Annotated in this window: 20 protein-coding genes and 2 pseudogenes; 14 read left to right on the top strand and 8 right to left on the bottom strand. The window is 67.0% G+C overall.

Translation table 11 applies throughout. The annotated features are described in order from the left end of the window. Positions 1–7 precede the first annotated feature (7 nt). The 3 genes from BVC93_RS07150 to BVC93_RS07140 are packed head-to-tail and all read left to right on the top strand — an operon-like array spanning position 8 to position 1947. Positions 8–271, top strand: coding sequence for an antitoxin (locus tag BVC93_RS07150; RefSeq protein ID WP_083736558.1), 264 nt, complete (start codon positions 8–10; stop codon positions 269–271). A 3-nt stretch (positions 272–274) separates the two neighbouring features. Then, positions 275–712 carry a type II toxin-antitoxin system Rv0910 family toxin gene (locus BVC93_RS07145; RefSeq protein ID WP_083736557.1) on the top strand — a complete coding sequence of 146 codons (438 nt, stop codon included), beginning with the start codon at positions 275–277 and terminating at the stop codon, positions 710–712. Next, positions 709–1947, top strand: coding sequence for an SAM-dependent methyltransferase (locus tag BVC93_RS07140; RefSeq protein ID WP_083736556.1), 1239 nt, complete (start codon positions 709–711; stop codon positions 1945–1947). Before BVC93_RS07145 ends, BVC93_RS07140 begins: the two co-directional genes overlap by 4 nt. On the opposite strand, the gene BVC93_RS07135 is transcribed toward BVC93_RS07140, so the two are convergent. After that, positions 1944–3506, bottom strand: a complete 1563-nt coding sequence (locus BVC93_RS07135) for a sensor histidine kinase (protein WP_083736555.1) — start codon at positions 3504–3506, stop codon at positions 1944–1946. The two genes, BVC93_RS07140 and BVC93_RS07135, sit on opposite strands and share 4 nt — an antisense overlap. Continuing rightward, positions 3499–4146 (bottom strand): response regulator transcription factor, encoded by a 648-nt coding sequence (locus BVC93_RS07130; RefSeq protein ID WP_083736554.1) that lies wholly within the window; start codon positions 4144–4146, stop codon positions 3499–3501. Before BVC93_RS07130 ends, BVC93_RS07135 begins: the two co-directional genes overlap by 8 nt. A gap of 109 nt (positions 4147–4255) precedes the next feature. Between BVC93_RS07130 and BVC93_RS07125 the strand changes: the two genes are divergently transcribed. The 5 genes from BVC93_RS07125 to BVC93_RS07105 are packed head-to-tail and all read left to right on the top strand — an operon-like array spanning position 4256 to position 7866. Next, entirely contained in the window at positions 4256–5065 is an 810-nt protein-coding gene (locus BVC93_RS07125; RefSeq protein ID WP_083736553.1) for a hypothetical protein, read from the top strand. Between the two features lie 22 nt (positions 5066–5087). Further along, entirely contained in the window at positions 5088–5471 is a 384-nt protein-coding gene (locus BVC93_RS07120) for a phage holin family protein (protein WP_083736552.1), read from the top strand. Further along, positions 5468–6346, top strand: coding sequence for an amidohydrolase family protein (locus tag BVC93_RS07115; RefSeq protein WP_083736551.1), 879 nt, complete (start codon positions 5468–5470; stop codon positions 6344–6346). Before BVC93_RS07120 ends, BVC93_RS07115 begins: the two co-directional genes overlap by 4 nt. A gap of 30 nt (positions 6347–6376) precedes the next feature. Further along, entirely contained in the window at positions 6377–7126 is a 750-nt protein-coding gene (locus BVC93_RS07110; RefSeq protein WP_083736550.1) for a VOC family protein, read from the top strand. A 17-nt stretch (positions 7127–7143) separates the two neighbouring features. Continuing rightward, positions 7144–7866 (top strand): 3-keto-5-aminohexanoate cleavage protein, encoded by a 723-nt coding sequence (locus tag BVC93_RS07105; protein WP_083736549.1) that lies wholly within the window; start codon positions 7144–7146, stop codon positions 7864–7866. A gap of 291 nt (positions 7867–8157) precedes the next feature. Here BVC93_RS07105 and BVC93_RS07100 read toward each other — a convergent pair whose 3' ends face one another. Continuing rightward, complete coding sequence (locus tag BVC93_RS07100; protein ID WP_083736548.1) at positions 8158–8598, bottom strand: cupin domain-containing protein; 441 nt, start codon at positions 8596–8598, stop codon at positions 8158–8160. A 229-nt stretch (positions 8599–8827) separates the two neighbouring features. Here BVC93_RS07100 and BVC93_RS34715 point away from each other — a divergent pair. The 5 genes and pseudogenes from BVC93_RS34715 to BVC93_RS07080 all read left to right on the top strand — a co-directional run. After that, positions 8828–9184: pseudogene (locus tag BVC93_RS34715) on the top strand (ATP-binding cassette domain-containing protein); the annotation flags it as partial. Next, the gene (locus BVC93_RS07095; protein ID WP_442929073.1) at positions 9176–10309 is read left to right on the top strand and encodes an ATP-binding cassette domain-containing protein; all 1134 of its coding nucleotides are present in this window, start codon (positions 9176–9178) and stop codon (positions 10307–10309) included. The pseudogene BVC93_RS34715 and the gene BVC93_RS07095, both read left to right, overlap by 9 nt. A 9-nt stretch (positions 10310–10318) precedes the next feature. After that, on the top strand, positions 10319–10753 hold the full coding sequence (locus BVC93_RS07090) for a hypothetical protein (RefSeq protein ID WP_083736546.1): 435 nt from the start codon (positions 10319–10321) through the stop codon (positions 10751–10753). Positions 10754–10853: 100 nt separating this feature from the next. Next, positions 10854–11540 (top strand): ANTAR domain-containing protein, encoded by a 687-nt coding sequence (locus BVC93_RS07085; RefSeq protein ID WP_083736545.1) that lies wholly within the window; start codon positions 10854–10856, stop codon positions 11538–11540. A gap of 121 nt (positions 11541–11661) precedes the next feature. Further along, the gene (locus tag BVC93_RS07080; protein ID WP_083736544.1) at positions 11662–14040 is read left to right on the top strand and encodes an AAA family ATPase; all 2379 of its coding nucleotides are present in this window, start codon (positions 11662–11664) and stop codon (positions 14038–14040) included. Between the two features lie 49 nt (positions 14041–14089). Here BVC93_RS07080 and BVC93_RS33885 read toward each other — a convergent pair. From BVC93_RS33885 to BVC93_RS07055, 5 genes and pseudogenes are all read right to left on the bottom strand, one after another. Continuing rightward, positions 14090–14302 (bottom strand): annotated as a pseudogene (locus tag BVC93_RS33885) (DUF222 domain-containing protein); the annotation flags it as partial. Between the two features lie 179 nt (positions 14303–14481). Further along, positions 14482–16611: a DNA gyrase subunit A gene (locus BVC93_RS07070; RefSeq protein WP_083736542.1), complete on the bottom strand. Its 2130-nt coding sequence runs from the start codon at positions 16609–16611 to the stop codon at positions 14482–14484. Between the two features lie 9 nt (positions 16612–16620). Next, entirely contained in the window at positions 16621–18654 is a 2034-nt protein-coding gene (locus BVC93_RS07065) for a toprim domain-containing protein (protein WP_083736541.1), read from the bottom strand. A 148-nt stretch (positions 18655–18802) separates the two neighbouring features. Then, positions 18803–19189: a YchJ family protein gene (locus tag BVC93_RS07060; RefSeq protein WP_083736540.1), complete on the bottom strand. Its 387-nt coding sequence runs from the start codon at positions 19187–19189 to the stop codon at positions 18803–18805. A gap of 15 nt (positions 19190–19204) precedes the next feature. Then, the gene (locus BVC93_RS07055; protein WP_083740871.1) at positions 19205–19903 is read right to left on the bottom strand and encodes an SDR family NAD(P)-dependent oxidoreductase; all 699 of its coding nucleotides are present in this window, start codon (positions 19901–19903) and stop codon (positions 19205–19207) included. 81 nt (positions 19904–19984) lie between these two features. Here BVC93_RS07055 and BVC93_RS07050 point away from each other — a divergent pair, with 81 nt between their 5' ends. After that, the gene (locus BVC93_RS07050; RefSeq protein ID WP_083736539.1) at positions 19985–20776 is read left to right on the top strand and encodes a helix-turn-helix domain-containing protein; all 792 of its coding nucleotides are present in this window, start codon (positions 19985–19987) and stop codon (positions 20774–20776) included. Positions 20777–21040: the final 264 nt, after the last annotated feature.

Here is a 21040-nt window from a genome sequence, read left to right as displayed (position 1 = left end):
GAACATCATGGGATTCCTCGACAAGGCCCTCAAAACAGGCAAAGACCTGCTGGGCAAGAACGCCGACAAGGTAGACCAGGTCATCGAGAAGGCGGGCGATCTGGTGGACAAGAAGACGCAGGGCAAGTACGCCGGCACCGTCGACAAGGTGCAGGAGCAGGCCAAGAAGGTGGTCAAGGAGCAGGGCACCCCGCCTCCTCCCCAGAGCCCGCCTCCCCCGCAGAGCCCGCCGGCGCCTCCCGCCCCTCCGGCGCCACCCACCTCGAACTGAGCCATGGCGAAACTGTCGGTATCGGTCGACGTACCACTGTCGCCCGAGCAGGCCTGGGAGTGCGCCTCTGACCTGTCGCGGTACAAGGAGTGGCTCTCCATTCACCGGGTGTGGCGCAGCCCCATTCCCGAGACCCTGGAAAAGGGCACGGCACTGGACTCCATCGTCGAGGTGATGGGGATGATGAACCGGGTCAGCTGGACCATTGTGCATTTCAAGCCGCCGGAGTCCATGACACTCAACGGCAACGGCCGCGGCGGAGTGAAGGTCAAACTGATGGGCAAGGTCAAGCCCTCCGGTGACGGTTCCGTGGTGCAGTTCGACATCCACCTGGGCGGGCCCGCGCTGTTCGGACCCGTCGGCATGCTGGTCGCCGGGGCGCTCAAGGGCGATATCGCCGAATCGCTGCAGCGGTTCAAGACGGTCTTCAGCGCAGTATGACGGTCGCGGCGCGGCTGGCGGACCTCATCCGCGAGGTGTCCGGCGGCCCGCTGCCGGTCCGGCTGCGCGCGTGGGACGGCACCGAGTCCGGACCTCGAGACGCGCCGGTGGTGGTGATCCGCAACCGTCGGGCATTGCGCCGACTGCTGTGGGCACCAGGTGAACTGGGTCTTGCCCGGGCATACGTGGCCGGTGACATCGATGTCGAAGGTGATCTGGCCGACGGCTTCCGCCGGGCCTGGCAGGCTGCCCGCAGCCGCCCGTCCTCCGGCGTCCGGGTATCCCGTGTCAAAGCGGCAACGGCTGCAGCCAGGCTGGGTGCGTTGGGTCTGCCACCCCCAGCGCCCGCGGCAGAGGCCAGGCTGACCGGGGGTCTGCACACTCGGTTGCGAGACCGGGCCGCGATCGCCCATCACTACGACCTGTCCAACGATTTCTACGCGTTGCTGCTCGACGAGCACCTGGCGTACTCGGCCGCCTACTTCACCTCAGATGATCAGGGTCTGCACGATGCGCAGACCGCCAAGCTGGACCTCATCTGCACCAAACTCGGTCTGCGACAAGGGATGCGACTGCTCGACGTGGGCTGCGGCTGGGGTTCGCTGATCCTGTATGCCGCCGAGCACTACGGTGTGCACGCCACGGGTGTCACGTTGTCGCAGGAGCAGCGTGACTTCATCGCGGTGCGGGCCACCGAGCGCGGGCTCGGTGACAAGATCGACGTCCGCCTGCAGGACTATCGCGAGATCCCGGACCCGGATGAAACCTTCGACGCGGTGAGCTCCATCGAGATGGGTGAGCACGTCGGCGAGTCGCACTACGCCACCTACGCCTGCGTCATGTTCGGCGCGCTCAAGCCGCGAGGACGCCTTCTGCTGCAGCAGATGTCGCGGCACCGTGACTCCGCACCGGGTGGCGGGGCGTTCATCGAACGCTATATCGCTCCCGACATGCACATGCGCCCGTTGTGGCAGACGCTGCGCTACCTGCAGGACGCGGGTTTCGAGATCCGCGACGTGCAGGCGATGCGCGAGCATTACGTGCGCACCGTGGACGCCTGGATCGACACGTTCAACACCCATCAGCAGCAGTTCGTCGATCTGGTGGGCGACGAGGTGGCCAGGGTGTGGCGGCTGTATCTCGTCGGTGGCCGGCTCGCGTTCGAGGAAGGCCGCATGGGTGTCGATCAGGTGTTGGCCGTCAAGACCACCGCCTCGGGTGTCAGCGGGTTCTAGGGCAGCGGCACTGTCCAGGTAACCACGGCGCCACTGTCACCGTCGACGCGCAACTGTCCACCACACTGCTCGGCCCGCGCGGCCAGGTTGGCCAGCCCACTGCGGGTGATGCCGTCGGCGAAGCCGATGCCGTCGTCGGATACCACGATGGTCAGGTTGTCGTCGACGGTCACGTTCACCACCACGGTGGACGCCTGCGAATGCTTCACCACATTGCTGATGGTTTCGCGGACAACGGCTTCGGCATGATCTGCCAGAGCGGCGTCCACCACCGACAACGGCCCGCTGACATGCAACGAGGCGCGCACCGGAGAATCGGCCGTCATCCGCGTCACCGCCTCCTCGAGACGCTGGCGCAACCGGGTGACGCTGCCGCCGTGCAGATCGAAGATGGCGGTGCGGATCTCCTGCACCACTTCCTGCAGATCGTCGAGAGCGCCGGAGATCCGGCGGGCGGTGTCCGGACTCTGCCCGCCGCGGGAGCCCTGCAGTGACAGGCCGACGGCGAACAGTCGTTGGATCACGTGGTCGTGCAGGTCGCGGGCAATCCGGTCACGATCGGAGAGCACGTCGAGCTCCCGCAGGGTGGCCACCGCCCGGCTCTGCACACCTGCCAGATGCAGTGCCAGTCCGGTCTGGTCGGCAAAAGCCGCCATCATGTCCAACTGGTCGGCGCTGAAACCCGTGCCGCCCACACACACCAACACCCCAATGGTGTCCTCTGGTTCGCGCAGCGGCAGGATCAGAGCCGGCCCGTCGACGCCGATCTCACTGAAAGCTTTGGTGCGCAGTGGAAGACGCTCGCTGTAGGCGCGACCCACTGCGGTCCCGTGGACCGGGAGCGACACACCCACCAGCGTGGCGTCGGTGGCTGCGGTGACCACCAGTTCACCCTGGCCGTCAGGCAGCAACAGCGCGGTGACGTCACACCCGGTGAGGCCGGTGGCCTGTGCGGTGATCTGACGGTGTACGGCGGTGGAGTCGTCGCCGGCGAGCAGGTTGGTGCTGATGTCGCGGGTGGCCTCGATCCAGATCTGGCGAGTGTGGGCGGCCTGGTAGAGCCGGGCGTTCTCGATCGCGATACCCGCCGCGCCGGCCAGGGCCAGCACCAACACCTCGTCATCGGCGGAAAACACTTCACCCGAAGCCTTTTCCGTCAGATACAGGTTGCCGAAAACCTGGTCGCGGATCCGGATCGGCACACCGAGAAAGGTGTGCATCGGCGGGTGGTTGGGCGGAAAACCCACCGACACCGGGTGCTGCGAGAGGTTCTCGATGCGCACCGGCTCCGGATGCTGGAACAGCAGACCCAGCACACCGTGACCGGCAGGCAAGGGACCGATCAGATCGCGGGTCACGTCGTCGATACCGTCGTAGACAAAACGCTCCAGAGTCCGCGGACCAGGCTCGGTGGCGATCACCCCCAGCGCGCCGTACTTGGCGTCCACCAGACGCATCGCCGTCTCGACGATGGTGCGCAGCGTCTGCTCCAGGTCCAAGCCGGCCGTCACTGCCAGCATGGCCTCGATCAGACCACTGCTGATATCCCTGTCAGCCATCGCTTTTCTGTCGCAGCTCGGCGGCCAGCAGCGCGGCCTGGGTGCGCCGGTGCATGCCCAGCTTGGCCAGCAGCCGGGACACGTAGTTCTTCACCGTCTTCTCCGCCAGGAACATCCGTTCGCCGATCTCACGGTTGGTCAGGCCTTCGCCGAGCAGTTCCAGCAAGATCCGTTCGGTGGAGGACAGGTCACGCAACCGGTCGTCTTCGGTTGCCTCGGTATCGCGACGCAACTTCGACATCAGAGCCGCCGCGGCCCGATTGTCGAGCAACGACTTTCCCGCGCCCACCTCTTTGATGGCGGTGGCCAGTTCCATGCCGCGGATGTCCTTGACCACGTAGCCGCTGGCGCCGGCCAGGATGGCGTCCAGCATGGACTGCTCGTCGGTGAACGACGTCAAAATCAGGCATCGTAGATCGTCGAGCGCTGCCAGCAGATCACGGCACAGGTCGATGCCGTTGCCGTCGGGCAACCGGACGTCGAGCACGGCGACATCGGGACGGGCCGCCGGGATGCGCGCCAGGGCCTCGGACACCGAACCGGCTTCACCCACCACGGTCAGATCCGGGTCGCCGGAGAGCAGGTCGACGAGCCCGCGGCGCACCACTTCGTGGTCGTCGACCAGGAACACGGAGATCACGCAACACACAGTAATGCTGTCCCCGGTGGAACAAGTAGGGACTTAAGTCCTACGCAACGGTGTCCCGAGCACACTGGAACGGTCGTGCTGACCAGGGCAGTCTCGTTGCATGACCGATCTGTTCGAACGCTACCGCCTCAGCCTTCCGCAGACCCGTACGACGCTCGAGCGGGTCGACTCCTGGTGGCGGGCGGCCAACCACGTCGCCTCCGGGCTTCCGGGCGGCAACCGCCCGGGGGTGGCCGCGGTGACCCTGACCTACGCGCACCTGAACCGGATGATCGTGCGCAGGCAACAACGGTTCGGTTTCGTGCTCGGTGTGCGTGACGGCATGGCCGCACTCGAGGCGGTGGCGCGACTGGAAGGAACCCGCGCGGGCGACCCGCCCACCGGCGGCTTCGCCAGCGTCGGTGGCCGCTCCTATGCACTGGCCTACGCGGTGGGCATGGCGCTGGACGAGCCGGGACTGACAGTTGCCGCGCTGGTGGACGAGGACGAGGCCGTCACCGCGTGGCAGGCTCGCTCGCTGCACGATCCCCGGGTCGACGGCGCGGTGCTGCCCATCCTGTACCAGCCCACGATGAGCCGGGATGAGGTGCGTGCGGAGTTCCGCCAACGCGGGTGGGAACCCATCGAGATCGGCTCGGGCGTCTGCCCGCACGACACCCAGGAATTGCACCGTTGTTTCGCCGCGGCGCTGTATGTCGCGCTCGACGAGATCGCCGCACTCACCGCAGCCGCCGCCGCGGATCATCCTCAGCGCCACGCCCGCTGGCCCATGTTGGTGCTGCGTGTGCCCACCGACTGGCCGCCGGTCGACGTCGTCCCGGTGGACTGGTTCGACACCGCCGGACGTCTGGTCGCGGAGATCGCGCAGGCCGCCCCGACCGGTGAGATGCGAATGAGCGCCGATTGGTGAGCAGTCTCACTATGCTCAGCGCATGACTCGATTCCTGTTGCGCCTCGGGGTGTTTCTGGGCTCGGCGGCACTTGGGCTGCTGGTGGCGGCGTGGCTGGTGCGAGGTGTTTCCCTGTCGATCGTGGGGTTCATCGCGGCCGTCGTGATCTTCGCCGTGGCCCAGGCGGTGCTGGCTCCGCTGTTCACCAAGCTCGCTGACCGGTATGCCTCGGCCTTGCTGGGCGGAATCGGGCTGCTCACCACCTTCGCCGCGCTGTTCCTGGCGACGCTGTTCAGCAACGGGTTGGCCATCCGCGGCGTCGGTTCCTGGATCGCGGCCACCGTGGTGGTCTGGTTGGTGACGGCGGTGGCCACCGTGCTGCTGCCCAAGCTCGTACTCAAGGACGCAAAGCCGCAGAAAGCGTGACCTACAGCTGCGCAGTCGATTTCGCCGCCGTCGCCGCCATCGACATCCACACCCACGTCGAAATCGACTGCCACGGCCACTCGGCGTACGACGACGAACTGGTCGAGGCCACCCGCGCCTACTTCAAGATGGGCGACACCGCAGCCGCGACCGTCGACGATCTGGCGCGGCTCTATCGCAGCCAGAACACCGCGGCGGTGGTGTTCACCGTCGACGCCGAGACAGCGATGGGGCATCGGCCCAATTCCGTTGAAGATCTGGTCGCCGGCGCAGCCCGACACAACGACGTGCTGATCCCGTTCGGCAGCGTCGACCCGTGGAATCCGGGCGCGGTGCAGCGGGTCACCGAACTCGTCGCGCTCGGGGTGCGCGGCTTCAAGTTCCACCCCAGCATGCAGGCCTTCGAACCGAACAGCCGCCGTTTCTACGGCATCTACGAGGCCATCACCGAGGCCGGGCTGCCCGCGCTGTTCCACACCGGGCAGACGGGAATGGGTTCGGGACTGCCGGGCGGGCATGGCATCAAGCTGCGCTACTCAGATCCCATGTTGCTCGACGACGTGGCCGCAGATTTCCCGGAGCTGACCATCGTGATGGCCCATCCCGCGGTGCCCTGGGTGGACGCCCAGATCGCCATCGCCGCGCACAAGGCCAACGTCTACCTGGATCTGTCCGGCTATTCGCCGAAGTACTTCCCGCCGCAATTGGTGAAAGCGATCACGCGACAGCTCAAGACCAAGGTGTTGTTCGGCACCGATTTTCCCTACATCACACTCGAGCGCTGGCGGCGTGACTTCGAGTCACTGGACCTCGACCCCTCGACTGCGGATCTGGTGTACAAGGAGAACGCGCTGCGCGTGCTCGGCCTGCGATGAGTTTTTCCCACCACCGCGGTCGGTACCGATATGACACAACATGCGGGAGCGCCCACCTGGATTGACCTGGCCACCTCCGACCTGGCCGGGGCACAGACGTTCTACAACAGAGTGTTCGGCTGGACCTTCACCGCGGCGGGCCCTGAGTACGGTGGTTACCTCACCGCCGCCAAGGACGGCAAGGTCGTCGCCGGCCTGATGCCCAACAACCCGCAGTGGAACGCCCCGGACGGCTGGACCACCTACCTGCACACCCCCGACATCGAGGAGACGCTGCAGAAGATCACCGCCGCAGGTGGCCAGTCCTGCAGTGGTGCGATGGAGATCCCCGCCAAAGGCACCATGGCGATCTTCAACGATGCCACCGGCGCACTGACCGGGTTGTGGCAGCCGGGCGGGCACGGCGGCTTCGAGGCCACCGGCACCGCGGGTAGCCCGGCCTGGTTCCAGCTGACCGCCACCGATTACCAGCGGGCCCTGGACTTCTACACGACGGTGTTCGGCATCACCACGAAGGTGGAGGCCGACACTCCCGAATTCCGTTATACGAACGCTATTTTCGGTGGTGAGCCGGGCTTCGGTGTGATGGACGGCGCGTCGTTCGGGACGGCTGCGGACTGGGCGGTGTTCCTGGCCGCCGACGACGTCGACGCCACCTGCGCGCTCATCACCGACAACGGCGGGACCATTCTGCGCGCCGCTGAGGACACCCCGTACGGCAGGCTTGCCGCTGTGGCGGATCCCACGGGTGCGACGTTCAATCTGTCGTCACCGCAGTAGTCGGCAAAGATGGACCCATGAGTGGTCCGAAGATTTTCGTCCAGGCAGCCATCAACGGTGCACGCACCCCCGACCAACACGCCAGCCTGCCGGTGACCGCCGAGCAGCTGGCGGCCGCCGCGGTGGAGTCGGTCCGAGAAGGCGCCCAGGCTGTGCACATGCACCCCAAGGGCGCCGACGGTAAGGACTCGCTGCTTCCGGAGACGGTGGCCGCGGCGGTGTCCGCGGTGCGTGGCGTGCTGCCCGCGATGCCACTGGGCGTCACCACCGGGTACTGGGCGCTGCCCGATGCCCAGCAGCGCTGGGACGCGGTTTCGGCTTGGGAAGTGCTCCCGGATTTCACGTCGCTGAACTGGCATGAGCCCGGGTCACCCGAGCTGGGGGAGTTGATCCTGTCCAGGGGCATGGGCATCGAGGTGGGCATCTTCCACGCGGAGGCCGCCAGGTCATGGGCTGCCTCCGACCTCGCTGCGAAGTGTCTGCGGGTGATGATCGAGTTGCAAGACGAGGACGACGCCGACCTGGCCGACGAGCTGTTGGATCTGGTGCGCTCGGCCAATTCGCCCGCGCAGATCTTGTTGCACGGCCTCAACGACAGCTGCTGGCCGCTGCTCGAGCATGCCGGTGTGCGCAATGTGGCGACCCGCATCGGCATGGAGGACACGCTGAAACTGCCCGACGGGTCTGTTGCTGAAGGCAACGCCGACCTGGTGGCGGCGGCGGTGAAGCTGCTCAGTTAGGCCGGTCGCCGATGCGGTGAGGGACGAGCCGGGGAGGCAGGGCCGGGCTGCAGTAGATCAGGCCGGTCGCCGATGCGGTGAGGGACGAGCCGGGGAGGCAGGGCCGGGCTGCAGTAGATCAGGCCGGTCGCCGATGCGGTGAGGGACGAGCCGGGGAGGCAGGGCCGGGCTGCAGTAGATCAGGCCGGTCGCCGATGCGGTGAGGGACGAGCCGGGGAGGCAGGGCCGGGCTGCAGTAGATCAGGCCGGTCGCCGATGCGGTGAGAGACGAGCCGGCCGGGCTACCGGAGATCAGGGCGCGTGCAGCGCGAAGTCCGCGAAGTCGAACCCGGGCACCACCACACAGCTCACCAGGCAGGGCTCGTCATCGCGAGGTTTGGCGCGCTGCCAGTGCCCCGGCGGCACGAGTACCTGCGGGCTTTCGCCGGCAGTGATGTCGCTGCCCAGCAGATGTGTTGTGGCGCTGGACTGTTCGGTGCCGATTTCCAGCATCAGCGGCCCGCCGCGGTGGTGGAGCCACAGCTCCGCGCTGCGCACGGTGTGCCACGCGGATTGCTGTCCTGGCATCAAGAGGAACAGGATGGCCGTCCCGGCGCTGCGGGGCCCGGTGTAGTCCGGCGGCAGCGCCGTCGGGCCGATGGTGAGCTCACTGCGCCACGTCTCGCGGAACCAGCCCCCTTCCGGATGCGGCGCGAGGTCCAGTTGCCGTGCCCAGTCCGGGAGATCGGTCATGGGGCTCACAGTACCCAGCCACCAATATTCGGTTGCCCGGTCCGAAAGCCGTTGGCTACCGTGGCGGCCATGATCAACAACTCCGGTTCTGCACGCCTTCTGTCGGACCTGCACCGGAGTACCTATGTCATCAACCCATCTCACAAGCGTGGTCCTTTCCACCTTGGGATTCACCTGGCCTGACGGCTCGGTCGCGCTGTCGGGAATCACTGCCGCCTTCGGCCCCGGCCGCACCGGACTTGTCGGAACCAACGGATCCGGCAAGTCCACCCTGCTGCGCCTGATCGCCGGCGAACTGCAGCCCACCGAAGGCAGCATCACCACCAGTGGCGACGTCGCCTACCTGTCGCAGGGCCTCTTGCTGGCGACCGATGCGACGGTGGCCCAACTCTTGGGCATCTCCGACACCATGGCCGCTCTGGCTGCCATCGAATCCGGCGACACCGACGAGTCTCACTTCGACACAGTCGGCGACGACTGGGACATCGAAGCCAGAGCCCGTGCCGAACTCGACGAAATCGGGTTGACGGCAATCGATCTGGATCGACGGGTGGGCACCTTGTCCGGTGGGGAGGCGATGTTGGTGGCCATCACCGGCTTGCGGCTGCGCCGTGCGGCGGTCACTCTGCTCGACGAGCCGACCAACAACCTGGACCGCGAGACCCGGGCGGCGCTGTCGGACAGCCTTTCCGGCTGGCCCGGTGCCCTGGTGATCGTCAGTCACGACGTGACTCTGCTGGATCAGATGGACAACACAGCCGAGCTGTACGGCAACGCGCTGACGGTGTTCGGCGGCCCGTACTCGCAGTGGCGGGAACACCTGGATGCCGAGCAGGCGGCCGCAGCGCAGGCGGCGCGCACCGCCGAACAGGCCCTCAAGGCCGAGAAACTCCAGCGCATCGAGGCCGAGACCACACTCGCACGGCGCAGCCGTGCCGCGAAGAAGGCCTACGCCGAGAAGCGGGTGCCCAAGATCGTGGCAGGAGGCAGGAAGATGGCCGCGCAGGTGTCGGCGGGCAAGTTGCGCGGCAACCACGACGACCGCATCGAGGCCGCGCGGAAGGTCGCCGAGGCCGCCACCGCCCGGGTTCGCGACGATGAACACATCCGCGTCGAGTTGCCCGACCCCGGGGTGGCGCAGTCGCGTGTGATCGCCGAATTGCCCGGACTACGGCGCCCTGTCGTCGTGCGCGGCCCGGAGCGGGTGGCGCTGGTGGGACCCAACGGTGCCGGGAAGACGACGTTCCTGGAGGCGCTGCTGCGCTCCGACGGACTGCGGACCGACCGGGTGGGCTACCTGCCGCAGCGTATCGACGGACTCGACGACAACGCAGCAGTGCTCGACACCGTGTGTGCCGCCGCTCCCGATGCGAGCCCGGAACGTATCCGCGGGCAGCTGGCCCGGTTCCTGCTGCGCGGCGACAGCGTCTATCGCAGCGTCGGAACCCTGTCGGGTGGCGAGCGGTTCCGTGTCGCACTGGCCCGGCTGCTACTCGCCGAACCGCCGCCGCAGCTGGTCATCCTCGACGAACCCACCAACAACCTGGACCTCACGAGCGTCGAACAGTTGGTGGACGCGCTGCGTAGCTACCGGGGGGCGCTGATCGTGGTCAGCCACGACGACGGCTTCCTGAGCAGGCTGGATCTGGACCGGACACTGACCATGGCGGGGCCGGGTTGCGTGAGTGAAAGGGTCATCGAAGACAGATAGGGTCGGTGCATGCCAAGCCCCCGCCCCGGTTGGTTGGTGACGCTCTGCGCCATCATCCTGGCCGTCAGCGTGTGGCTGCCGTGGATCACCACCAGCGCCGACGGCGGCGGACGCGCCAACGCCGTCGGGGGCTCGGTGGGCAGTGTGCAGCTCAGCTCCGGATTCGGGGCCGGCCAACTGATCGCACTGCTGGCGTCGACCCTGCTGGTGGCCGGGGCCATGGCCGCGCGCGGGTTCTCGCCGCGTACCGCCGCGGCGGCGGCACTGACGATCTCGGTGTTGATCGCCGCGCTGACGGCGGCCTACTACCGCCTGCACGTCGCGGCGCCGATAGTCGCTGCCTACGGCCTCTACATCGGCGCGGGCGCCGCGGCGGCTGCGGTGGCCTGCTCGGTGTGGGCCGTGGTGGACTCCCTGCTCAAAGCCCGGCGGGTCGCGCGGTGAGCCGGGTGAAGACGCTCCGGTAGCCCCCCGAGGAGTCAAATGCCCCTCATCGTCGCGACGGTATTACTCCGCAGGCGCCCGGTTGTGGGAAAGTGTGCGGATGACGGTTGAGTCGAAACATGACTTGGCGGTGCGCATGGCGGCACTGGCCCGCGAAGTGGCGGTACCCGTCGCGATAGACGACGTGTTGCGGGGGGTCACCGACGCAGTGCTGGAGCTGGTGCCCGGTGCCGAGTACGCCGGCCTGCTGCTGCTGGGCAAGGGTGGCAAGTACGAAACCCTGGTACCCACCGACGACCTGATGTACAAGCTGGATGCGATGCAGATCAGCACTGGTCAGGGCCCGTGTGTGGAAGCCGCCATCGATGATCTGATCGTGCGGACCGACGACTTCGAGCAAGAGGTCCGCTGGCCGGAGTATTCGAAGCTGGTGGTCGATATCGGCATCCGCAGCGCCCTGTCGTTCAAGCTGTACACCGCGCAGCGCAACGCCGGCGCGCTGAACATCTTCTCCTCCCAGGTCAAGGCATTCGACGCCGAGGCCGAGGCCATCGGGTCGGTGCTGGCGGCCCACGCCGCGGCCGCCATCGTCGCCAGCCGTCAGGAAGAGCAACTGCAGTCGGCGCTGTCCAGCCGTGATCTGATCGGCCAGGCCAAGGGCATCATCATGGAGCGCTACAACGTCGACGCGGTGCGCGCCTTCGAGATGCTGCGTGAACTGTCCCAGTCCGAGAACGTCAAGCTCGTCGACATCGCCAAACAGGTCATCGACACTCGCGGTGCGTGAGACGGATGCAGCCGGCCCGCTCTCGGCGGCTCGTCCCTCGCCGCCTCGGCGACCGGCTGGGGTGGATGCAGCCGGCCCGCTCTCCCCGGCTCGTCCCTCGCCGCCTCGGCGACCGGCTGGGGTGGATGCAGCCGGCCCGCTCTCCCCGGCTCGTCCCTCGCCGCCTCGGCGACCGGCTGGGGAATACGTCCTCACCGACGAGTTCCGGGTGGCGCTGGAACTTCTCGGTGGCGGCAGGCATCTGTTCCTGACAGGTAAGGCGGGCACCGGTAAGTCGACACTGATCCGGCGGTTCATGGCCTCCACGCCGAAGAATGTCGTGGTGGTGGCGCCGACCGGCATCGCGGCTCTGAACGTGGACGGCTACACCGTGCACCGGCTGTTCGGGTTCACCGCTACCACCACCCTGGAGGATGTCCGCACCGGCAGCTACCGGCCGGGCCGGTTCACCAAGACACTGGGCGCGCTGGACACCCTGATCATCGATGAGGCGTCGATGGTGCGGGCTGATCTGTTCGACATGCTGGCTGCCGCACTGAGCCGATTCGGGCCCGCGCCCGGCACCCCGTTCGGCGGCGTGCAGATCGTGCTCGTCGGTGACCTGTACCAGCTGCCGCCGGTGGTCAAAGAGGGTGAGGCGACGTTCTTCGCCACCCGGTATGAGACACCGTACTTCTTCTCCGCCGACAGCTTCGATCGCGCCGAGTTCCCGACGGTGGCGCTGACCACCGTATTCCGTCAGCTCGGCGACGACCGAATGGCTGCCATCCTCAACGAGATCCGCGAGGGTTTGCTGCTCGGGCATGCGCAGGAACAGCTCAATGCGCGCACCGACCCGGATTTTGTGCCACCTGACGACGAGTTCTGGCTGACGCTGGCGCCGACGAACCGGTTGGTTACGGCCCGCAATCGGCAACGCCTTGAGCTGCTGGACGGTGACGAGTTCACTTCCCGAGCCGCACAACACGGCGACCTCAGTCTGTTCGACGCGCCTGCCGACGAGGTGCTGCGGTTCAAAGTGGGCGCCCAGGTGATGATGCTCAACAACGACCAGATGGGCCGTTGGGTCAACGGCACTCTGGGTCGGATCAGTGAGATCCACTGGGACCGAAAGGAACTCAGTGTCACAGTCGACTTCACCGACGGTACCGACGCCGAGGTCGGCGTGTTCAGCTGGGAGGCCACCCGGCCGGTGGTGGACGGGGGATCGTTACGCCACGAGGTGGTGGGTACCTTTACGCAGCTGCCGTTCAAACTGGCGTGGGCCATCACGATCCACAAGAGCCAGGGCCAGACGCTGGAGCGGCTGATCGTCGACCTGACCGGCGGCATGTTCTCCACCGGTCAGCTGTACGTCGCGTTGAGCCGCGCCACGTCCATGAAAGGCCTTGTGCTCAAGCGGCCTGTGCTGGCCAACGACCTCAAGACCGACCGGCGCATCGCCCGCTTCCTGCACGGCTCTGTGGTGGACCAGCGTCCCCGCCGTTTCTGCGCAATCGGCATGCTGACCGTCGGCGACGAGGGGCGGATGTCGCGGCCCCGGCCCGTCGAGCTCGCGGTGGCTTTTGACGACGGAACCGCCATCAGTTCGGTGATCAACCCGCAGCGCGACCTGGCCGACGCCAGAGCTGCTTACGGGATCAGCGTTGCCGACGTGCTACTGGCCCCTACCCTGGCTGAGGCCTGGGGTGTGCTGGCTCCCATGCTCGCCGGCTGCACGCCGGTGGGCCCCGGTATCGACGAGACGCTGGGGTTGCTGGACTTCGAGTTGAAGAGGTTGGGGCACGTCACCGTGATGCCGCTGGGAGTCGAACTGCGCCATCGTGTCTCCGGCGCGACGGCGCTGCAGCGGGCTCGGTCGGTACTGGCCGCGTTCACCGGGAGCACTGCTGCGTCGACGCCATTCGACGAGCCCGATCCGGATGTGGCGTTCGGGCATCTGTTGACTCGAGACCACGACGTGCCGACGCCGGCGTCGGTGACACTGCCCGCGTTGACAGCGCTGCTGGAAGTGTCCCGTGGGGTCAGCCAGGTGCTGCTCACCGACTCGGCCCCCGAACTGGACAGCACGCCGTGGCTGGCCGCCGCCCGGCACACCGCCGCCTACCAATTACGCTGCGCCGCTTCACGGGTGCGCTTGACCGACGCCGTACTGGCCCGCCTACGGGAGGCGGAGAAGCTGCTGGGTGTCGAGGTGGTGGATGCCGCGATGCTCACCGATGCCGGTGACGACATCGCGGCTGTGCTGGAACCCGGGGCCCGGATCTGTTTCACCGGAACAGCATTGGACGCTTCCGGCCGGGAGGTGCCACGCGAGCGGATGGAGCAGTTGGCCGCGGCGTCCGGGTTGGTACCGGTGAAGACGGTGACCAAAACCCGCTGTGAGGTCCTGGTCACCGCCGAAGAAGGTACTCAGTCCGGAAAGGCGCGCAAGGCGCTGGATTACGGCAAGGCGGTGTTCTCCGCTGACGAGTTCTTCGCGTGGCTGGAGTCGCGCTAGGCCGCTGTTGGTGGTGGTTGGTATGGGGTGTACCAACACCAGTCGCAGCGTCCTCCCAGTGTTGTAGATGGTGGGCGTGCAGTCCGCGGGTGGCGCCGCAGCCGGGGATGACGCAGGTGCGGTGGTCGTGGTGCTCCAGAGCGCGGCGCAGGCGACGGCTGATGGTGCGGGTGGCGCGTCCGGCGCCCAGGGGGTGGCTGTTGCGTTGGAACCACACTTCGCCGGTGGCATCACAGAGTAGGTATTGGCGGTCGGTGTCGGATTCCTTGGTGTGGTCGTGGGTGTAGTCGACGATGCGCCCGTCGATGGCATTGCGGGGCCCGACAGTTCGGCCAGTTCCTCGAACAACGCCTCCATCCGCTGCGTGGGGCTTACCCCATCAGCGGCGAAAGACGTTGTTTCAGTGGACATACCAACATCAAAACAGAGACCACCGACAAATTACGACGCTGGTGTGATGCCTGTGCCCGCGCTCTTCACCGATGGCTTCGCCCGCTTCTCGGCCCGCACGGGCTTGCCGCCCCGCACGAAGCCCGTCGCCGAGATTTGAGCCGACAGTAGTGCGTCTTCGCCATTGACGAATGGGTGGAACCCCACCCCGGCGCCACCGCGGCCCTTGACCGGGATATCGGCGACTTCGGTTACCTTCCAGGCCTTTTCGGAGTTCGACAGAATGGCCTCGCCATTGCCGCAGCTGACCGGCAGCGCCGCGATGACCTCGTCGCCGTCACCTGCCAGCTTGATGCCTGCGACACCGTTGCCCGCCACACCTTGCGGATTGACCGCCGCAGGATCGATGCGCAGGATCTTGCCGCGCCGGGTCACCAGCGCCAGGTGATAGCCCTCGGCCAGCACCCCCGAGCGCAGCAGCCCGGTGATGTCCGGGGCCACCGGGATGTCGCGGGTCTTGAATGGCAACCCGTTGCCGTTGGTGAACTTGATCCGGCCGTCGGTCCACACCGCCCAGCCCAGACCGGAACTGAGCAGGTCGCCGTGGCTGTCGGAGAACACCCCGCGGTCATCGAGACGCCAGGACGTGTTGACCTTGCGCTCACGTGCGCCGTCCTCGTCGGTGCCTGAGGTCACCGGGGTGGCGTCGAGGTCCAGCACTGTGCGGCGGTCGAACTCCGGGCTCTTGAACAGCTTTGCGGTTTCCACCAGTTCGTGGTCGATCACCGCGCGGCGGGCGTCCGGATTGGACACCAGCTCGGTGAGCTCGGCGAACTCGGCATCCAGCTTGTCCGCTTCGGCCTGCAGCTCGATGACGTCCAGCTTCGTCAGCCGGCGAAGCTGCAGCGCCAGAACGTAATTGGCCTGCTCTTCATCAATGTTGAAATGATCTTGCAAACCCCGGCGGGCGTCGTCGACGGTGTCGGAGTTGCGAATGATCGCGACAGCGGTGTCGATATCCAGGTGGATCAGCATCAAACCGGACACCAGATGCCGTCGCGCGGTGACCTTGTCCAGTCGGTACTCGCTACGGTGCAGCACCACCGAATCGCGCAGGTGCAGGAAGGCGCCGATCAGTTCGCGAACGTTCCACCAGCGCGGCACCCGGTTCTCGTCGAGGGCCACCAGGCTGGCGGCGAACGTCGACTCCAGGGGGGTCAGGGCCAGCAGTTGGTCGCGGATCTGCTCGGCACTGTGGCCACGTTTGGCGGTGACCACGATGCGCAGGCCGTTGCGGCGGTCGGTGAGGTCCGACATGTCCGCCACACCCGACATCTCGCCGGACTCGACCAGGGCCCGGATCCTGTCCTGCACAGTGTTACTCGCGACACCGGGAGGAAGCTCGGTGATGATGCAGTTCTTGCCGTCGACGGAGACGGTGCCGCGAACCGTGAGTTGGCCGCGGCCCGTGGTGATGTACTCGCGCAGTCCAGCGGTGCCGACGACGGTTGCTCCGCAGCCCCAGTCGGGACCGGGGATGAGCTTCAGCAACCGGTCGTCGGTCATGTTCGGGGTCTTCAACAGCGCCCGGCAGGCGGCCATGATCTCACGCGGATTGTGTGCGGGCACCTTGGTGGCCCAGCCTTCGGCGATGCCCACGGCGCCATTGCACAACAGCACCGGCCACTGGGCGGGCAGCATCGTCGGCTCCATCCACTCGCCGTCGAAGGTCGCCACCATTGGCACGGCGTGGTCGTTGAGCTCGGCGGTCAGCGCGGCACCCGGGGCGGACAGCCGCATTTCGGTGTAGCGGTCGGCGGCCGGGATGTCACCCTGGATCCGGGGAAAAGCACCTTGTCCGTCAATGACTTTCACGCGCTGGAACTCGGCGGCCATCAGCGCTGCCGCCCCGTACATCGACGCACCGCCGTGCGGGTGCAGATTGCCGGTGACAGCCGAGCAGATCTTGGAGGACTTCTGCGGCTTGTTCCCGGGTTGCAGGCCGGAGTCATGCATCTGGTAGAGCAGGCGACGCTGGCCCGGCTTGAGCCCGTCGAACGCCGAGGGGATGGCACGGTCACTGACGCTGTAGAGCGCGAAGGTCAGCTGGTAGTGGTTCCAGTAGTCGTCGGCACTCTGGTCAAGCACCAGGTCCGGGTTCTGCTCGATGATTGCAGTCATGGTGAGGTCCTAGGTGAGGTCAAGAGCGGCGGTGTCGATACGGGCGGCCACATCGGCCATCCACGTGCGCCTGCCTTCCGGCGGCCCGCCGAACAGCGTGTGGTGCAGCTTCGCTTCGCCGTCATCGGGGTGTACTCGAATCACGGTGCGCCGCTGCGGATCCAGCACGGTGTTCCAGAAATCGTCGGCGTCCATCTCACCGAGACCCTTGTTGCGCTGCACCTCGACCTTGCGCTTGGACCTGGACTTCAACTGTGCCACGGCGGCGTCCCGCTCGGACTCGTCCTGGCAGTAGATCCGCTCATTGCCGTCCTTGACCACGAACAGCGGCGGCAGCGTCACGTAGACCATGCCCGCCTCCACCAGTGGCCGGTAGAAGTCCAGGAACATCGAGATGAGGCTGGAGTTGATGTTGCCGCCGTCGGGGTCGGCGTCGGAGGCGAACAGGATCCGGTCATACCGGCACAGTTCGGGGTCGCAGCTGTCGCGCAGGCCGCAGCCCAGGATGCGTTCGATCGAATCGAACTCGTCCTTGACCCGTGCCTTGCTCACCGTGAACCCATAGACGTTGGGCGGCTTGCCTTTCAGTGGGAAAGCAGCCTGGAACGTGGCATCACGTGCGGCTTTGATGGTGCCCAGCGCCGAGTCGCCCTCGCAGAGGAACAGCTCGGCGCCCGACCCGCGGCCGGTCTCACGGCTGGGCAGGAGCTTGGGCGGCAGCGACAGATTGGTGCCCAGGCCCTTGGCTTTGGACGCCGCACGCGAGCGGGCCTTGGCACCCTCGGCGCTGCGCCGGGCCCGCGCTGACTCCAGCGCCAGCTTGGTCCACAGCGTCACGGCGTCGCCGTTGCTCGGGTTGGCCGCCCAGATGGTGACGCTGCGCGCCACGTCAGGAGCCATCGCCACGTTCAGTGACCGCGAGGACACCGCGGTCTTGGCCTGGGAATCCCAGGCGACATCGGGGGCGCGGGTGTCAACGGCGAGTGCGGTGACCGCGGCGAAATCCTGCGGTTCCGGTCCGTCCTCACCCTTGGCCAACCCCAGGTCGCGGATGCGGGACGCGCGGTCGGCCAGCGCTTCGGACAGTCCCTTCATCGCCGCGTTGAGATGGGACCCGCCACCGGGGGTGCGCACGGTGTTGCAGAAGGCGGCCACGGTGGCCGGTTCGGCCGGCCCGGCGGTCAGTGACCACCGGAACGGAGTGGGGCCGCGACCGGTGGTGTACTCGCCGCGGCCCTCCACGACGGCCCGCACCCCGGGTGCAGGCGTGCCGGCGGCGGTACACATGAGGTCGAGCAGGGTGTCGCTGCCCCATGGGCCGGTGAATGGTTCGAGCAGTGCAGGTGCGATCTCGTCGCCGGGCCAACCGTCGTCGATGACCTCGAGGTGCACGCCGGGCGACATGCGTGCGGCGGCATGGGCCCGCAGCAGCACCTCACCGATGTCGAGGCTGGAATCCGGCACCACGGCGGTGTCGAACAGGATGCGCACCGTGGTGCCGTGCGCGTTCGGCTTGCGGTTGCCCACACCACGCAGTTTCTGCGTGTCGGAGCGGGTGAACGGGGCCTCCGGGTCGAACTCTGTGCCCTCGAACTGACCCGGGTAGCCGCGCCCGAAGCTCTGCAGATAGGTCTTTCCGGCCCGTTGCACGGTCACATCGGTACGTGCTGAGATGAAAACCGCTGCGGCAGCACCGATTCCGTTCAGTCCCGCGCCCGTACTGGCAGCGTCGGCATGTTCGGAGAACTTACCGCCGGCGCGCGCGGTACCCAGCGTCTTGACGATGCCGTTCTTCCCGGTGATCGGGTCGGAGTCCACAGGCAGGCCGCGGCCGTCGTCGGCGACACTCACCGACCCGTCCGCATGCAGGGTGATGGTGACGTGCGCCCCACCGTGGCTCGGTACGGCGACCTCTTCGATGGCGTTGTCGACAATCTCGCGCAGTGCCGTGTTGAGCACGTCGAGACCGAGGTTGACCGCCGGCCGCAGGCGGGTGTGCTGGACATCATCGAGCTCGGTGATGTCTGCGGCGTTGTAGCTCACTGCTGCTGGTCCTTCCCTCTCAGGCGGCCTACATTCTGCCCTGAGGGGTCGACACAGTGCCTCATTGCGCAGGTGGCGGCGCGTTAAAGGAGTGGAAACAGCGTGTGAGTTCCCCGGGGCGCCCCACCTGCGCCCAGCCCGTCGGTGATCATTCGTACAGGTCGCCGTCGACGTAGAACCAGCGCCCGGCCCGGCGGGTGAAGCGGGAGCGTTCGTGCAGCACGGACGAGCCCTCACCGTCGCGGTAGAACGCCCGGTACTCGATCACGCCCTCGTCGTCCTCGGGGCCGCCTGCCACGGTATCGACGATCTCCAGCCCCACCCACGGGAGCACCGCGTCGGGCATGGTGCCCACCGGCCGGGTGCCCGGATCCCACGTCGCCCAGATGTAGTCGAGGTTGCCCACCGCGTAGGCGCTGTAGCGCGAGCGCATCAGGGCTTCCGCGGTCTGGGCGAGCTCACCGTGGTGAATGGGCTGGCAGCAGGACCCGAAGGCTTCTCCACTGCCGCACGGACAGGGGTCGGTGGGGTGCATGGATCCATTTTGCTCCTACCAGTCCAGCGCACCGCTGGAGTGGAAGAATCCGCCGGTGGGGCCGTCGCTGCCAATCTGTGCCATCCGCACGATCACCTCGGCGCCCTCCTCGACGGTCTGGGTGCCGGTGTTGTGGTTGAGGTCGGTCTTGGTGAAGCCGGGTTCGACGGCGTTGATCCGGATGTCGGGGAAGGCCTTGGCGTACTGCACGGTGATCATGTTCAGGGCCGCTTTGCTGGCGGGGTAGGCCACGCCGGGGTAGAAGTGTGCGGGAGAGGCGGGGTCGATGAGCACCCGGGGCAGCCCCAGGCCGCTGCTGACGTTGACCATCACCGGTGTGCTGGACTTCGCCAGCAGCGGTAGGAAGGCGTGGATCACCCGGACCGTGCCGAAGACGTTGGTGTCGAATGATGTTCGCAACGAGTCGGCGGTGACGTCGGCGGTGGGGACGAATCCACCGTCGTGTGTGCGCTCCTCGATGCCGGCATTGTTCACCAGGACGTCCAGCTCGGTGATGGTCCTGGCGGCCGCGTCGACGGACGCGTCGTCGGTGATGTCGAGGTGGACGAAGCGGGCACCGAGGCGGTCGGCGGCAGCCTGGCCCTTCTGCGGGTCGCGCGCTCCGAGATACACGGTGTGGCCCACCGCGATGAGGCGGCGGGCGGTTTCGTAACCAAGGCCTTTGTTGGCGCCGGTGATGAGTGTTGTTGTCATGACTCCAGGTTCGTCGCGGTCCGGCCGCGGTGGGTACACCTGATCGATCCTGGGTACTGGCAAACCCACCCTTATGCTCAGATGGTGAGTTCGCTCGGCGAGTACCTGCGACTTCGGCGCGGCCAGATCCGGCCGCAAGACGTGGGCCTGGTGCCTGGTCCGCGTCGCCGAGTCGACGGGCTGCGCCGCGAGGAGCTGGCTGCTCTCGCCGGGATCAGCGCCGACTACTACCTGCGCATCGAGCAGGGCCGCAATGCCAACCCCTCCGACCAGATCCTCGACGCCCTGGCCCGCGCGTTGCGGCTCGACGACGCCGGGACCGCGCACCTGCATCAGCTGGCTCGCGAGAACCAACCGGTCTACGACGGCGCCGAGGTGGTGTCCGCCGACGTCTTGAGCCTCATCGACCAGCTGGGCGTTCCCGCCGTGGTGGTGGGCCGCTGCGTCGACTGCCTGGCCTCCAATGCTCTGGCCCGCGCGCTGTCACCGAACTACGTGGCCGGTACCAACGTGCTGCGGCAACTGTTCCTCGACCCCGCCGACCGACTGCTGCACGTCGACTGGGAAGACGTCACCGCAGGCGTGGTCGGCGGGTTGCGGCAGGTGGCCGGTGGTGAGGCCAGAGATCCGCGACTCGATGACCTGGTGCAGGAAATGTGCGAGCTGAGCCCACGATTCCGGACGCTGTGGCACCGCGCCGACGTCGGCTACCGGCCGGCGGGCGAGAGCCACATGCGCCATCCCGTGGTCGGCGAGCTACGTCTGCGGCGCACCCGGCTGCCCATCCCGGACTCCGGTGGTCAACACCTGCACCTCTACCACGCGGTGCCGGGGACCGAGACCGCGCAGCGGATGGGGTTGCTGGCTCCCTGAACGCAGAGGCGTAACACCCAGTCACTCTGTGGCGGGTTTCCGGCCGAGTTTCCGCCATGCAGTGACCGGCTGTGCACAAGCGGCTGCGTTACGGCCGCATTACGCCAGGAGAGCATCCGGCAACGCAGACGTCTTCCATCGATAACCAAAAGGAAATAGTGCGGGCCTGTAATTGGTGTCAGCCGAAGTTGAACGGCTGAAATCCTCACACCGGCGGGCAATGCCGCTCGCCAACACCGAAATCCCCTGAAAAACGGAGTCCCC

The organism is Mycobacterium sp. MS1601, from assembly GCF_001984215.1.
In the GTDB taxonomy this organism is placed as follows: domain Bacteria; phylum Actinomycetota; class Actinomycetes; order Mycobacteriales; family Mycobacteriaceae; genus Mycobacterium.
The sequence above is the reverse complement of the archived record's forward strand: the minus strand, read 5'-3'. Positions and strand labels throughout refer to the sequence as shown.